The following is a 13,953-nucleotide window of genomic DNA, read 5'->3' on the forward strand; positions in this document are numbered from 1 at the left end:
GTCGATCCTAGTCGATGTCGTTGGAAACGGCGATGAGTTTGTCGAGCGCGGCCGCGGTTGCGCCGCTATCGAGCGATTCCTTTGCCAGCGTCATGCCCTTGGCGATCGTCTCGGCCTTGCCGGCGACGACGAGCGAGGCGGCGGCATTGGCGAGCGCGATGTCGCGGTAGGCATTCCTGGCACCGCCGAGGACATCGCGGAGTGCCGCGGCATTGACGACACCGTCGCCGCCCTTCAGGGCAGAGAGCGTGCAGGGCGAGACACCGAAATCTGAAGGTGACAGCTCGAAGCTGCGGATCTTGCCATTCTCAAGCGCGGCCACAGTGGTTTTGCCGGTCGTGGTGATTTCATCGAGACCATCACCATGGACGACCCAGACGCTTTCGGAGCCGAGATCGCGCATGACTTCGGCCAGCGGCAGCACCCATTGCTCGGCGAAGACGCCGAGCAGCTGGCGGCGGACGCCTGCGGGGTTGGTCAGCGGGCCGAGCAGATTGAAGATCGTGCGCGTGCCGAGTTCGACGCGCGAGGGGCCAACGTGACGCATGGCCGAATGATGCTGCTGAGCGAACATGAAGCCGACGCCGGCTTCTGCGATGCAGCGGGAAATCACGTCCGGCGAAATCTCCAGCTTGACGCCGAGAGCGGCCAGACTATCCGACGCGCCAGACTTGGAACTCAGAGCACGATTGCCATGCTTGGCAACCGGGACGCCGGCACCAGCGACGATCAACGCCGCCAGTGTCGAGATGTTGTAGGTACCGCTGCCGTCGCCACCGGTGCCGACGATATCGATGGCATCGGCGGGCGCTTCGACGCGCAGCATCTTCGAACGCATCGTCGTGGCGGCGCCGACGATCTCATCGACCGTCTCGCCGCGCACGCGCAACGCCATCAGGAAGCCGCCGATCTGCGAGGGCGTCGCCTGGCCCGACATCAGGATGTCGAACGCTTGGCGAGACTCGTCCCGTGTCAGGGGCTCACGGCTTGCGGCCTTAGCCAGAAGCGGCTTCAGATCGGTCATGCGCTAAAGCTCCTCCTAGCGAACGGTTGCCTGATCGGCGAGCGTCTGGTTGATCGAGGCGCTGTACTGCGTCTGCAGCAGTGTGACCATCTGATCGAGGATGTCATCGCCGGCCGCATTGGCGACTGCTGCGATCTGCGCATCCTGGTTGTTCAGCGCATCGGTCGTCGGATCGGTGTTGACGTTGGTGACCTTCAGCAGGATCTGCGTGGTCGCGTCGGCGCCGACGGCATTGGCAACGGTGTCGGCAGGGCCGCTGAAGGCAGCGCTGACGCCGCCGCGGCCGAGAACGGCATCGTCGGTGGTGCGGCTGACACCGCTCTTGCTTTCGACGGCAATGCCGAGCGGGGCCGCGATATCGGCAAGCGACTTGCCCTTCTGCGCTTCCTGCTTCAGCTCGTCGGCCTTCTTGGCAAGTTCCAGCTTCTGCTGTTCTGCCGTCCAGTCGGCAACCGCCTTGTCGCGAATTTCGGCAAGCGGGCGCTCGCGCTCCGGCATGACTTCGCGGACGTCGAACCAGACGTAACCGTCATTGCCGAGGGCAAGTGCGACCGGCTGGGTGCCGGGCTCGGTCTTGAACGCTTCGCCGAGCAGCTGCTGCTTCGACGGGATGTCCTTGACCTCGTTGCCGTCCTTGTCTGCACCGGTGGCGTCGATCGCATCGACGACGACGGCCTTGAGCTTCAGCTCCTTGGCGATGTCTTCGAGTGACTGACCGGCGCTGCGCATGTCTTCGATATGATCGTGGACGTTGATGACTTCCTGCGAAGCGTTGACCAGCGCCAGCTGCTTGCGGATGTCTTCCTTGACCTCGTCGAGCGTCTTGACGGTTTCAGGCTTGATATTGGTGATGCGCAGGATCACCGGACCGAAGGCACCATCGACGACCGGCGTCGTACCGCCATTCTTGGTGACGGCGAAAGCAGCCTCGGCAACCGACTGATCGGGAACCTTGTCCTTGGTGAAATCGCCGAGAAGGACGTCGGTCGCGGTCTTGCCCTGATCTGTGACCAGCTGATCGAATGTTGTGCCGCTCTTCAGCGCCGTCTGTGCGGCGGCGGCGAGGTCCTTGTTGGCGAAGGTCAGCTGCTCGACGGTACGCGTCTCGGGCGTGCGGAAGGTTTCCTTGCGCTTGTCGAAATCTTCGCGGATCTGATCGTCGGTCACCGTCGCGACATCGGCGATATCAGCCGATTCGAGCTTCAGGTAGGCGACCTTGCGGTATTCAGGCGCGCGGTAGCGGGCCTTTACGCCATCGAACCACTTGGACAGCACATCGTCAGCAGGCGCCTTGATCGGTTCGATATTGGCGTTGGTGAGAAGCAGGTAATCGATGTCGCGGCTTTCCTGACGGTAAAGCTTGAGCGCGTCGACGAGAGCGGCCGGCGCCTTGAAGCCGTTGGAGACGGCATCGACGATCTGGCTGCGGACGGCGACCTTGCTGCGCTCGTTGATATAGTCGGCCTCGGGGATGCCGGCATTGCGCAGGCGCGAGGTGAAGAGGCTGCGGTCGAACTTGCCGCTGACGTCCTTGAAGGCCGGATCGTCGCCGATCAGCTGGGCAAGGCGGTCCTCGGAGAGGCCGAGATTCATGTCTGCGGCCAGCTGATCAAGCGAAGCGCCGGCAACCAGCTGCGCGATCGTCTGCTGCTCGACGCCGAAGGCCTTGGCCTGTTCCGGGGTCAGGCGCATGCCGAACTGCTGGCTGAGGCTGGCGACCTGGCGCTGATAGGCGAGGCGGAACTCGTTGACGTCCACTTTCTGATCGCCGACCGTCACGACTGTCGTGCTCGAACCGCCGCCGATCAGCTCACGGGAAATACCCCAGATGCCGAAAGACGCGACCAGGAGAAGCATGAGGAGCTTGGCGACCCAGGTCTGGGCAGCTCTTCTCAGGATATGGAACATCGAAACGCAAACCTCGCATTAGATTCCGCCCGTTCACGGGCAAAGCTTTCGACGTTCCTTAGAGCAAAGTAAGGCGGAAATGAAGCGCTATCCGACGAAAACATGACAGCATCCGGAATGGATTTGCGGTGCTTGCGGCAGGCAACAAAAGCACACCGGTACCGGAACCTTTCCGGCCCTCAGTTCGTTGTTGCGGCATCCGGAAAAATAGGAGCAGACAATGGCCGAACTGAAAACCGCCTCCGCCCAATCGACAGCCGCGCGCGTCAAGGCAGATATCGCCGCCGATGATCTTTCTGCGCAGGTCGCAGCCTTGCGCGAGGATCTGGCCCGTCTTTCGGAAAGTGTCGTCGCCTTGGGGCAGGGCGCCAAGAGCGCCGTGACCGACGAAGCGTCGGTGATGACGGAAAAGGTGCGCGACAAGGTGCGCGAGGAACCGATTTTCGCTCTCGCCGTCACGGCCGGCATTGCCTATGTGTTCGGACTGATGAGCCGCCGTTGACGATTGCGAGACAACAAAAAAGCCGGGAGCAAAACTCCCGGCTTTTTTGCGTTCAAATTCCGTGCGCTCAGCGCCGGACCATCCGGCCGATCGCGATCAGCAGGCAGGCGCCGACGAAACCGGTGATAAGATACCCGAGCCAGCCGGCCAGCGGCTGGATATGCAGAAGGCCGAGGATGAAATTGGCAACGATGGCGCCGATGATGCCCAGAATGATGTTCATGAACACGCCCATGTTGCTGTTCATGAATTTCTCGGCGAGCCAGCCGGCAAGGCCGCCAATGATAACTGCCGCAATCCAGCCGACACTCTGATCTTCCATAATGATTTCCCTCCTAAGAAAACAACGAAATGAACGCGGAAACTGCAGAAAGGTTCCGTCCCGGTCAGGGCTGCAACAGCGTGACAGGCATATGCAATGCATGCGTGAGTAGCTGGAACAGAAGGCCAGACAACGCCAGGATCGCAAAGCCCAGCGGCATGATCAAACTCTTACTCGACATTTTTACTCACTCCCTTTGCCGATCGAGAATAGATCATCGGGAAAGGGCGGCAAGTTAAATATTAACGGATAGTTAAGCATAAAATTTGAATGAATCGGCGACGATGAAACCGTTTTTTACTTCGCCACGTAAAATATTCCAGGTTGCAAAATTAACGTGCCGTTAATGCATATTAGTGATCATCGATCTATAGCAACCTGGAGGAGACTCAGATGCGTCATTCACATCTCATGGAACATCTCGAAGCCGCTCGAAAGATTGCGGAAGCAGACAATGAAATGTTCGTCGCCTACTTGATAAAAATCGCGAAAGAGGCGGCGCGCAAGCAAGACAAGATGCCGCGCGACAAGCAGGCGATTGCTGCTTGATACCGTTGCGGCCATAGACGGAAGTGTCCGGTAATATGACGGCGGAGCCAAGATTACCGGGCAAGAGAAGCCTTCCGCTAGCATTTTGACGAGGCCTCCCGGATCGAAAGGACCAAAATCTCTTTCGATCCGGCAACTTTTGCGGGTTCTCCAGGGCGGCGAAAGTCAAGCGTTATCCAGCCGCTCGGGACCGCGTTATCCAATAGCGCAGAGCGATTACTGACCGCAGGCGGCAGATTTGCCAGGACTGACGACGTTTCCACCGGGATCGTGCGCAGCCTTCCGCCCAGATCTCCGTTCGCTACGGCAGTCGTTCACGTCGGTGCTGGAGTTCGAATCCCCGCTATTGATGGTGCTGTTCGTCGCCCTGGGATCAATCGTTCCGGGCTGCGCTTTGTCAGTGTCTCCGACGCGGCTACGATCATTAGTGCCGCTCACGCGTGAACCCGAGATCGTCCCGATCGACGAACCGGAGGCGCTCGCGCCGTCCGCAGACACGTTACCGGACTGGGCGAGGGCAAGCGTCGCAAGACCCAGCGAGAGAACGACCGTGGCTGTAACTTTCTTCAGCATGGACTTCTTCCCTATGCATCGTCAGATGCTCTCCCAACAGCTGACGGCCCAAGATGTTCCGCACGCCTGATGGGACAGGCGAGCGCGCTTCCCGAAGCACAGATTTTTATGTCCGGCCCTTGCATTGCAACGCGGCTTTGCGTCATAAGGCGCTCGAAGGAAGAGTGTCCGAGTGGTTTAAGGAACCGGTCTTGAAAACCGGCGTGCGGGAAACCGTACCGTGGGTTCGAATCCCACCTCTTCCGCCATATGTATCGCCACGCGAAACACCTCTAATTTAACCCTTCATAAACCATAACCATTAAAATTACCGCTACCGCAGCGATATTGTTCGCAAATTCGGCACATTGGCCACACAATTAAAGTCTCGTTAGGTGCAGGGGCGTAGGCAGGACTGGTCCGATTTAGGGCACTTGCTTAACCATAACGATCTTTGGCGGCGTGGGACATATGAAGTTGGAATACGGGGCGGCGTCTTTCGCAACGGGTGCGCGGTGGCTGGCGCTGGCAGCGATGTGCGCCGCGGTGACGGCATGTGGAACAACGTCTCAGGCGCCGAAGAAGCGCGCCCACGGCAAGGAATATTTCTCCGAGAAGGAATATGGCGTCAAAGCCAGCCCGCGCGTCGTCGAGGGCGGACCGATCCCGAAGGGGGGCGGGCGCTATCTCGTCGGCAATCCCTACCAGGTCAAAGGCAAGTGGTATTATCCCAAGGAAGACTTTTCCTATAGCAAGACGGGTGTGGCCTCCTGGTACGGCTCGGCCTTTCACGGCCGCCTGACCGCCAACGGCGAGGTCTATGACCAGCTGTCGATTTCTGCCGCGCATCCGACCTTTCCGCTGCCGAGCTATGCGCGCGTCACCAATATCGAGAACGGCTCGTCGATCGTCGTGCGCGTCAACGACCGCGGACCGTATCACGAGGGCCGGATCATCGACCTTTCAAACAAGACGGCGGATCTCCTCGACATGAAGCATAGCGGCACCGGCCGCGTTCGCGTTCAGTACGTGGGCAAGGCGCGCATGGACGGGCACGACATGCCTTATCTGATGGCATCCTACGTGCCGAAGGGCAGTCGTATTCCGGCCGTCGATCCGGGCGGGCAGATTGCAAGTGGCGTGATGGTCGCCTCCAATGACCGCCGCATTACCAGCGATCAGCTGCAGAGCCTGGGAACGCTGACGGCGCCGCAGACGTCACGCGTGCCTGTGCCGATGTCCGCCACGGCCTATGGCGGCGCAACGCCGAGCGCTCGCTACAATGCGGCACCCGCACCGGCGCCATCGGCTTTCGGCACGCTCAGCGCGCCGCAGGGTATGGGCGAAATGATCGTGCTGCCGGAAATCGGCCCTGTTCCTTACGAGCGTCCTTATGGCTGGGGGCAGGGATCTCTGGCGATGGGCTACCAGGAAGACGGCGTTCGGACCGTGACAGTGCCGATCGCGTTCGATGCGGTGATGGTTCGCAACGACGGCCTGACCGAGGAATCGATTCTTGCGTCCTTCAAGCGCCAGCAGGCAAAGCAGCCGGCGCGCTAAGACGCCGATTGCGGCAGGCCGCCGCTATCACTAACCTCCAGAATCGATTTCGCGCCAGGGGTTTGCAATGCTGAAGCGTCTCATCGGTTTTTGCGCGGTCATGCTGTCGGCCGCTTCATCTGCTGCTGCCGCCGAGCCTGCGCCCGCAGGCTTCGTCACCAAGGCGGCGCAAGCCTATATGATCGAGGCTTCGACGGGCACGGTGCTGCTTGCCAAGAACGAGGATCAGGCGTTTTCGCCGGCATCGCTCGCCAAGCTGATGACGATGGATATCGTCTTTGCGTCGCTGAAGGGCGGCGAGATCACCCTCGACACCGACTATCCGGTCTCCGAATATGCGTGGCGCACCGGCGGTGCGCCGTCGCGTTCGGCGACGATGTTTGCGGCCCTGAAGAGCCGCGTGCGCGTCGAGGACCTAGTCAAGGGCGTCGCGATCCAGGGCGCCAATGACGGCTGCATCATTCTGGCCGAGGGCATGAGCGGCACCGAGGAGAATTTCGCCTCGGCGATGACGCGCCGGGCGCAGACGCTCGGGATGACGAAGAGCATCTTCGGAAACTCGACCGGTCTGCCGGATGGCAAGAGCAAGACGACGGCGCGGGACATGGTGACGCTGGCTGCCGATCTGCAGCAGACCTATCCGGCCTATTACCCCTATTTCGCCCAGGCCGACTTTGAATGGAACAAGATCTTCCAGCGCAATCGCAACCCGTTGCTCGGACTGGGGCTCGGCGCCGACGGATTGGCGACGGGGTTCGCCGAGGGCGAAGGCTTCTCGATCGTCGCTTCGGTCGAGCGTGACGGCAAACGGCTGTTCCTGGCGCTCGGCGGCATTGCCTCCGACAAGGAGCGGACCGATGAGGCCAAGCGTATTCTCGAATGGGGTCTGACCAGCTTCGAGACGCGGCAGATCTTCGCCGAGAAGGAAGTCGTCGGTTCGGCGAGCGTCTATGGCGGACAATCGGGCCATGTCGATCTCGTGGCCAGGACGCCTGTCAGCGTCTATATCCCGGTCAGCAATCCCGACCGGCTGGCGGCGAGGATCATCTATCGCTGGCCGCTGACGGCGCCCGTCGCGGCCGACGCGGAAGCGGGCACGCTAGTGATTTCCGCCGGCGGCCGGGTGCTGCGCGAAGTGCCGCTCTATACGGTGCAGAATATCGCCGTGGGATCGCTGACCAGCCGGGCTGTCGATGCCCTGGTCGAACTCGGCGAATCGATGTTCTTCTCCTGGCTCTGGGACAAAGCCGAGCCCACCTGAAGGCCGCATTCTGCCGTGAAATTACCGGGGAAGGCGGAGCTGGCGGGAAACAGCGAGGTTTCGCCCGGGCGCATCTTCGGATAGATAGATCGAGGCGCTGCCGACGTTTTGTCGGCGGCATGTCGGGAATACGGGAAAGTGCTGTTGTCGTCCGGTACGGGATTGTTCGTTACATTCGAAGGCGGTGAGGGTGCCGGCAAGTCGACGCAGATCCGCCGCCTTGCGGAAGCGTTGCGCAGCCGCGGCCATGAAGTGCTGCTGACGCGCGAGCCGGGCGGTTCTCCGGGTGCAGAGGCGGTGCGTTACGTGCTGCTGTCGGGTGCTGCCGAAGCCTTCGGAACGCGGATGGAGGCGATCCTTTTTGCCGCGGCGCGCAACGATCACGTCGAGGAAGTCATCCGCCCGGCGCTGCTCGACGGCAAGATCGTGCTTTGCGACCGCTTCATGGATTCGTCGCGCGTCTATCAGGGCGTCACCGGCAATCTCGAACCCGATTTCATCGAGACGCTGCAGCGCATCGCCGTCAATGGCGTGGTGCCTGACTGCACGGTCATTCTTGACATTCCTGCAACCGCTGGACTTGCGCGCGTCAAGTCGCGCAATGCCGACGGACCTGACCGTTTCGAGAAGGAAGAGCTGGAGACGCACGAGAAGCGCCGCGAGGCCTATCTCGATATCGCAGCCCGCGAGCCGCAACGTTGCCGCGTCGTCAATGCCATACAGGACGAGGCCGACATCGCCGCCGAGATCCTTGCGATCATCACGAAGCTGATGAGTGGCATTGCGGCCGAAAAGACGCCGGTAGCCGTTCATGAGTGAGGAGCGGCCCAGCCTGCTGGATGGAGCGATTTGGCCGGCGGAAAATCCCAAGCTCTTCGGACATGAGGACGCGGAAGCGTTTCTCTCTCAGTCCTATAGGTCCGGCAAAGGCCACCACGCCATCCTGATCGAAGGCCCTGAAGGCATCGGCAAGGCGACGCTCGCCTTCCGCTTCGCCAATTATGTGCTTTCCAATCCCGATCCGGCGCTGGCGCCGGAGATCGTTCCCGATCCCGATCCTGCGTCGCCGGTCAGCCGCCAGATTTCGTCAGGCGCTTCGCACAATCTTCTGCATCTTGCACGGCCGGTGGATGAAAAGACCGGCAAGGTGAAATCGGCGATCACTGTCGATGAAGTGCGCCGCGCCGGGAAATTCTTCTCGCAGACATCGGGAACCGGCAACTGGCGCATCGTCATCATCGATCCGGCCGATGACATGAACCGCAATGCGGCAAACGCCATCCTGAAGATCCTCGAGGAGCCGCCGAAGCGGGCACTTTTCCTCGTTCTGTCGCATGCGCCGGGCAAGCTGTTGCCGACCATCCGTTCGCGCTGCCTGCCGCTGAGGCTCGCGCCGCTTGGCGACGATGCGCTGGCTCTGGCACTTGCCAATCTCGGCGCCTCGGTCGACGACCGGGCATTGCTGACGGCGGCGAAGGGCAGCGTAGGAGAGGCGCTGAAGCTGATGAATTACGGTGGCGGCGAGATCATCTCCGCCTATCAGGATGTGCTATCGGCTCAGGGACCGGCGGCGCGGCGCGCCATGCACCGGCTGGCCGATGCGCTGTCAGGCAAGGAAAGCGACACGATCTTCGAATTCTTCGCGAGCCATATCGGCGACGACCTGATGAACCGGGCGCGCCAGGCGGCGAGGGCAGGCGATCTCGGTGCTGCCGAACGGCTTGCGAGGCTGCAATCCGATGTCAACGAGCGTCTCACCGTCTCGGGTGCCTACAACCTCGACCGCAAGCAGACGATCCTCGGTATCCTGTCCGACATCAAGCAGCCCGGCCCTTAATCAGCCTGCCAGCAGTTTCCAGGCGACGACGGCAAGTGTCAGCGCCAGAACGATGCGGATCGTCCGCTCGTGCAGCTTCGGTGCCAGCAGGCTTCCGGCGACGATGCCGGGTATCGATCCGACAAGCAGTGTTAGAAGCATCAGCCAGTCGATTTCGCCGATGAACCAGTAGCCCATGCCGCCGATCAGCGTCAGCGGCACGGCGTGAACAATGTCGGATCCGACGATCTCGCGAACGTCGAGATTCGGGTAAAGGATCAGCAGGATGGTGACGCCGAGCGCGCCCGCGCCGACCGACGTCAAGGTCACGAGAATGCCGAGAGCAAGACCGAGAATGACGGTGAAAATCGCGATCGTCAGCGGTCGGGGCGGGGCGCGTTCGCCGATTACCGTACGTGCGAAGGAAAGCACCTGGGCGCGGAAGATCAGCATGAAGGCAGTCACGACCAGCAGCCAGCCAAGCGCAATGGTGATTGTGTGCGCGACTTCTACGCTCTTGCGATCGACGCCGGCCATCAGCCAGAGCATGAGGAGGGCGGCCGGCACGCTTCCGGCGGCGAGCGAGCCGACGATGCGCCAGTTCACCCTCCCATGCATGCCGTGAACGGCGGTGCCTGCCGACTTGGTAATCGCCGCATAGAGCAGATCAGTGCCGACGGCTGTCGCCGGATGAACGCCGAACAACAGCACGAGGATCGGCGTCATCAGCGAGCCGCCGCCGACGCCGGTGATACCAACCAGCATGCCGACGAGAAAGCCGGAAAGCGAATAGAGAGGCTGGAACGTTTGTGGCAGGCTCACGGGGCAGACCTTGAGGCGCCTGCGCTGATCAGCTCATCTTTGACGGTCATTATGCCTCGCCCGGAATTGTCGCCAAGGCGTAGAATGCCTGTGAAATCCCGTCAAGCGCAGCAGGCCCGCGAGGCGGTCAAAACGCTGCCGCTTTCGAAACTTAGTGTTTCTCTTCGCCATCACATGCGCTAAGAGCGGCTGACAATTTTTATAGAGTAAGCCGGATGTCCGCCATGACCGACAAGAAGCCCTTCTACATCACCACTGCGATTTCTTACCCGAACGGCAAGCCGCATATCGGCCATGCCTACGAGCTGATCGCAACGGACGCCATGGCGCGCTTCCAGCGCCTCGACGGCCGTGATGTCTTCTTCCTGACCGGCACCGACGAGCACGGCCAAAAGATGCAGCAGACGGCGCGTGCTGAAGGCATCACGGCGCAGGAACTGGCCGACCGCAATTCCGGCGAGTTCCAGGCGATGGCGAAGCTGTTGAACGCGTCGAACGACGACTTCATCCGCACGACGCAGGAGCGCCACCACGAGACCTCGCGCAACATCTGGAACCTGATGGCCGACAACGGCGACATCTACAAGGATTCCTACGCTGGCTGGTACTCGGTGCGCGACGAGGCATATTACCAGGAAGACGAGACCGAAGTGCGCGCCGACGGCGTCCGCTACGGCCCGCAGGGCACGCCTGTCGAATGGGTCGAGGAAGCCAGCTATTTCTTCAAGCTGTCCGAATACCAGGACAAGCTGCTGAAGCATTACGAAGAGAACCCCGATTTCATCGGCCCGTCGGAGCGCCGTAACGAGGTCATCTCCTTCGTGAAATCAGGCCTCAAGGATCTCTCGGTTTCGCGCACGACCTTCGACTGGGGGATCAAGGTTCCCAACGACCCCGAGCATGTCATGTATGTCTGGGTCGATGCGCTGACCAACTACATCACGGCCACAGGCTATATAGAGGACCGGAACGGCCCGCGGGCGAAATACTGGCCTGCCGACGTGCATATCATCGGCAAGGACATCATCCGCTTCCACGCCGTCTACTGGCCGGCATTCCTGATGTCGGCCGGCTTGCCGCTGCCGAAGCGTGTCTTTGCCCACGGCTTTCTGCTCAACAAGGGCGAGAAGATGTCGAAGTCGCTCGGCAACGTCGTGGATCCCGTCAATCTCGTCAATCACTTCGGTCTCGACCAGGTGCGCTACTTCTTCCTGCGCGAAGTCTCCTTCGGCCAGGACGGCAGCTACAGCGAGGAAGCGATCGGCCAGCGCATCAACGCTGACCTCGCCAATGGTATCGGCAACCTTGCCAGCCGTTCGCTGTCGATGATCGTCAAGAACTGCGACGGCAAGATCCCGGAACCCGGTCCGCTGACGGATGAAGACAAGGCGATGCTGGCGGCTGCCGATGCGCTGCTGGCCTCCACCCGCGAGGATATGGGCAAGCAGCTGATCCACAAGGCCGTCGCATCGATCATCGCCGTGGTCTCGGAAACCGACCGTTATTTCGCCGGCCAGGCGCCGTGGGCGCTGAAGAAGACCGATCCGGATCGGATGGCAACCGTGCTCTACGTGACGGCCGAAGTCGTGCGTCAGCTCGCTATCCTGCTGCAACCGATCGTGCCGCAGTCGGCCGAAAAGCTGCTCGATCTCGTTGCCGCGCCTGCGGACAAGCGTGATTTCGCAGCGCTCGGCGAAGCGGGCCGCCTGGTTCCGGGCACCGAGCTCGAAGCACCGACGCCTGTCTTCCCGCGCTACGTGGCGCCTGAGGCGTAAGGACTGCAGATGCTGATCGATACGCATTGCCATCTGGACTTTGCCGACTTCGATGCCGAGCGTGACGAAATCGTCGCGCGCGCGCATCAGTCGGGCGTCAAGCAGATGGTGACGATCTCGACGCGGGTGCGCAAGCTCGACGGCCTGCTTGCCATCACCGAACGCTATCCCTCGGTCTTCTGTTCTGTCGGCACGCATCCGAACAGCGCCAATGAAGAGCTGGATATCCAGACCGAGGATCTCGTGCGGCTGGCCAATGCGCATGAAAAGATCGTCGCCATCGGTGAAGCCGGTCTCGACTATTTCTACGACACGCAGACGCCTGAAGATCAGCAGACCGGCTTTCGCCGCCACATTGCCGCGGCGCGCGAAACGCGGCTGCCGCTGGTCATTCACAGCCGCAGCGCCGACGAGGACATGGCGGCGATCCTGACCGAGGAAACAGGGAAGGGGGCCTTCCCTTTCATCCTGCACTGCTTCTCGGCAGGGCCGGAACTTGCCAAGACCGGCGTCGAACTCGGCGGCTACATCTCGTTTTCGGGCATCCTGACCTTTCCCAAGTCGGAAGAGCTGCGCGCGATCGCCAAGACGATCCCGCATGACCGGCTGCTGGTCGAAACCGACGCGCCGTATCTGGCGCCGAAGCGCTGGCGCGGAAAGCGCAACGAGCCTGCTTACGTCGTGAACACCGCCGAAGTGCTGGCCGAGACGCTCGGGCTCAGCTATGCCGACATGGCGGCGATCACGACCGAGAATGCCTTCCGGCTGTTCACAAAGATGCCGAGGATCTAGCCTCGTGGGTTACCGGCGGCGTTTCACCATTCTGGGCTGCGCATCGTCGCCAGGCGTGCCGCGCATCACCGGAGATTGGGGCGCCTGCAATCCCTATAATCCCAAGAACCGCCGGACACGCGCATCCTTCATGGTGCAGCAGTTCGACGATAATGGCGGCGTGACGACCGTCGTCATCGACACCGGATCGGATTTTCGCGAGCAGATGATCGCCGCCAGGGTCGAGCATATCGACGCCGTGCTCTACACGCATCCGCATGCCGACCACATCCACGGCATCGACGACCTGCGCGGCTATTTTCACAATGGTCATCAGCGCGTGCCGATCCATGCAAACGCCTTCACCATGGACCGCATCCGCCAGGGCTTCGGCTATTGCATCGAAACGCCTCCAGGCAGCAATTACCCGCCGATCGTCGAGCCGAGGCTGATCGAGACGCTCGAGGAACCGGTGCGCATCTCAGGCGCCGGCGGCACGATTTCGTTTCGGCCGCACGAGCAGCAGCACGGCGATATCATCTCGCTCGGCTTCCGCATCGGCGATGTCGCTTACTGCAGCGATATCAGCGACTTTCCGCCGGAAGCTGCAGCGAAGCTTGAAAATCTCGACGTGCTCGTTATCGACGCGCTCCAGTATCGCTATCATCCGAGCCATCTGTCGCTGGAGCAGTCGCTGGACTGGATTTCAAGGCTGAAGCCGAAGCGTGCGATCCTGACGCATATGCATACGCCGCTGGATTACGACACGGTGATGGGCGAGACGCCGGATCATGTCGAACCGGCTTACGACCAGATGACATTCGACGTCGAGATTGACGATCTGGAAACGGCCCGAGGATAGACAGAGCCTTGTATTTCAAGGTTTTTTGGTAATCACGGCATCCATTTTAGTTCCATAATCTATCTTATGCGATCTTTGTTTGTAGCCGCAAAGTTAGAATGTCCTGTTTCTGCAAAGTTGGAATGTCACACTCCCCGGGTCTGAATGACGTCTGGGAGATTGCAGATGGGATTGATTGCGATGAGCGAACGCGATCTGCAGCGGATCGAGATTTTGTCGAAGGTGGTTG

13 protein-coding genes, 1 tRNA gene and 1 pseudogene are annotated in these 13,953 nt (G+C 61.0%); 10 read left to right on the plus strand and 5 right to left on the minus strand.

What is annotated here, in order from left to right:
- Positions 1-7: 7 nt before the first annotated feature.
- Together trpD and AC1DJO_RS03845 are read right to left on the minus strand one after the other, a co-directional pair.
- On the minus strand, positions 8-1,024 hold the full coding sequence (gene trpD / locus AC1DJO_RS03840) for an anthranilate phosphoribosyltransferase (RefSeq protein WP_477969169.1): 1,017 nt from the start codon (positions 1,022-1,024) through the stop codon (positions 8-10).
- Between the two features lie 15 nt (positions 1,025-1,039).
- Complete coding sequence (locus AC1DJO_RS03845) at positions 1,040-2,932, minus strand: peptidylprolyl isomerase (RefSeq protein ID WP_477969171.1); 1,893 nt, start codon at positions 2,930-2,932, stop codon at positions 1,040-1,042.
- Positions 2,933-3,152: 220 nt separating this feature from the next.
- On the opposite strand from AC1DJO_RS03845, the gene AC1DJO_RS03850 reads away from it, so the two are divergent.
- Entirely contained in the window at positions 3,153-3,434 is a 282-nt protein-coding gene (locus tag AC1DJO_RS03850; protein ID WP_112443920.1) for a hypothetical protein, read from the plus strand.
- Between the two features lie 67 nt (positions 3,435-3,501).
- On the opposite strand, the gene AC1DJO_RS03855 is transcribed toward AC1DJO_RS03850, so the two are convergent.
- The gene (locus tag AC1DJO_RS03855) at positions 3,502-3,756 is read right to left on the minus strand and encodes a GlsB/YeaQ/YmgE family stress response membrane protein (protein ID WP_477969173.1); all 255 of its coding nucleotides are present in this window, start codon (positions 3,754-3,756) and stop codon (positions 3,502-3,504) included.
- A 411-nt stretch (positions 3,757-4,167) separates the two neighbouring features.
- On the opposite strand from AC1DJO_RS03855, the gene AC1DJO_RS03860 reads away from it, so the two are divergent.
- Complete coding sequence (locus tag AC1DJO_RS03860; protein WP_162698783.1) at positions 4,168-4,305, plus strand: hypothetical protein; 138 nt, start codon at positions 4,168-4,170, stop codon at positions 4,303-4,305.
- A 216-nt stretch (positions 4,306-4,521) separates the two neighbouring features.
- Here AC1DJO_RS03860 and AC1DJO_RS03865 read toward each other — a convergent pair whose 3' ends face one another.
- Positions 4,522-4,878 (minus strand): hypothetical protein, encoded by a 357-nt coding sequence (locus AC1DJO_RS03865; protein ID WP_477969175.1) that lies wholly within the window; start codon positions 4,876-4,878, stop codon positions 4,522-4,524.
- Positions 4,879-5,036: 158 nt separating this feature from the next.
- Between AC1DJO_RS03865 and AC1DJO_RS03870 the strand changes: the two genes are divergently transcribed.
- The 5 genes from AC1DJO_RS03870 to AC1DJO_RS03890 all read left to right on the plus strand — a co-directional run bounded on the left by AC1DJO_RS03870 (position 5,037) and on the right by AC1DJO_RS03890 (position 9,515).
- Positions 5,037-5,126 (plus strand) — tRNA-Ser (locus AC1DJO_RS03870).
- Positions 5,127-5,328: 202 nt separating this feature from the next.
- The gene (locus AC1DJO_RS03875; RefSeq protein ID WP_477946934.1) at positions 5,329-6,417 is read left to right on the plus strand and encodes a septal ring lytic transglycosylase RlpA family protein; all 1,089 of its coding nucleotides are present in this window, start codon (positions 5,329-5,331) and stop codon (positions 6,415-6,417) included.
- A gap of 67 nt (positions 6,418-6,484) precedes the next feature.
- Positions 6,485-7,678 carry a D-alanyl-D-alanine carboxypeptidase family protein gene (locus tag AC1DJO_RS03880; protein WP_477969177.1) on the plus strand — a complete coding sequence of 398 codons (1,194 nt, stop codon included), beginning with the start codon at positions 6,485-6,487 and terminating at the stop codon, positions 7,676-7,678.
- A 144-nt stretch (positions 7,679-7,822) separates the two neighbouring features.
- Complete coding sequence (gene tmk, locus AC1DJO_RS03885; RefSeq protein ID WP_477969179.1) at positions 7,823-8,497, plus strand: dTMP kinase; 675 nt, start codon at positions 7,823-7,825, stop codon at positions 8,495-8,497.
- Positions 8,490-9,515: a DNA polymerase III subunit delta' gene (locus AC1DJO_RS03890; RefSeq protein ID WP_477969181.1), complete on the plus strand. Its 1,026-nt coding sequence runs from the start codon at positions 8,490-8,492 to the stop codon at positions 9,513-9,515. Before tmk ends, AC1DJO_RS03890 begins: the two co-directional genes overlap by 8 nt.
- On the opposite strand, the gene AC1DJO_RS03895 is transcribed toward AC1DJO_RS03890, so the two are convergent.
- Positions 9,516-10,310, minus strand: a complete 795-nt coding sequence (locus AC1DJO_RS03895; protein ID WP_477969233.1) for a sulfite exporter TauE/SafE family protein — start codon at positions 10,308-10,310, stop codon at positions 9,516-9,518.
- Positions 10,311-10,492: 182 nt separating this feature from the next.
- Between AC1DJO_RS03895 and metG the strand changes: the two are divergent.
- The 3 genes and pseudogenes from metG to AC1DJO_RS03910 form a co-directional block, all read left to right on the plus strand.
- Positions 10,493-12,091, plus strand: a pseudogene (metG, locus tag AC1DJO_RS03900) (methionine--tRNA ligase); the annotation flags it as partial.
- 9 nt (positions 12,092-12,100) lie between these two features.
- Positions 12,101-12,883 (plus strand): TatD family hydrolase, encoded by a 783-nt coding sequence (locus AC1DJO_RS03905; RefSeq protein WP_477969183.1) that lies wholly within the window; start codon positions 12,101-12,103, stop codon positions 12,881-12,883.
- Positions 12,884-12,887: 4 nt separating this feature from the next.
- Positions 12,888-13,724: an MBL fold metallo-hydrolase gene (locus AC1DJO_RS03910; protein WP_477969185.1), complete on the plus strand. Its 837-nt coding sequence runs from the start codon at positions 12,888-12,890 to the stop codon at positions 13,722-13,724.
- Positions 13,725-13,953: the final 229 nt, after the last annotated feature.

This window comes from Rhizobium sp. 05N430 (assembly GCF_056396985.1).

Bases quoted from the DNA above. Each gene is read 5' to 3' on its own strand.
- trpD (WP_477969169.1), bottom strand. From the start codon at position 1,024: ATGACCGATCTGAAGCCGCTTCTGGCTAAGGCCGCAAGCCGTGAGCCC.
- AC1DJO_RS03865 (WP_477969175.1), bottom strand. From the start codon at position 4,878: ATGCTGAAGAAAGTTACAGCCACGGTCGTTCTCTCGCTGGGTCTTGCG.
- AC1DJO_RS03850 (WP_112443920.1), top strand. From the start codon at position 3,153: ATGGCCGAACTGAAAACCGCCTCCGCCCAATCGACAGCCGCGCGCGTC.
- AC1DJO_RS03845 (WP_477969171.1), bottom strand. From the start codon at position 2,932: ATGTTCCATATCCTGAGAAGAGCTGCCCAGACCTGGGTCGCCAAGCTC.
- AC1DJO_RS03855 (WP_477969173.1), bottom strand. From the start codon at position 3,756: ATGGAAGATCAGAGTGTCGGCTGGATTGCGGCAGTTATCATTGGCGGC.
- AC1DJO_RS03860 (WP_162698783.1), top strand. From the start codon at position 4,168: ATGGAACATCTCGAAGCCGCTCGAAAGATTGCGGAAGCAGACAATGAA.
- AC1DJO_RS03875 (WP_477946934.1), top strand. From the start codon at position 5,329: ATGAAGTTGGAATACGGGGCGGCGTCTTTCGCAACGGGTGCGCGGTGG.
- AC1DJO_RS03905 (WP_477969183.1), top strand. From the start codon at position 12,101: ATGCTGATCGATACGCATTGCCATCTGGACTTTGCCGACTTCGATGCC.
- AC1DJO_RS03880 (WP_477969177.1), top strand. From the start codon at position 6,485: ATGCTGAAGCGTCTCATCGGTTTTTGCGCGGTCATGCTGTCGGCCGCT.
- AC1DJO_RS03890 (WP_477969181.1), top strand. From the start codon at position 8,490: ATGAGTGAGGAGCGGCCCAGCCTGCTGGATGGAGCGATTTGGCCGGCG.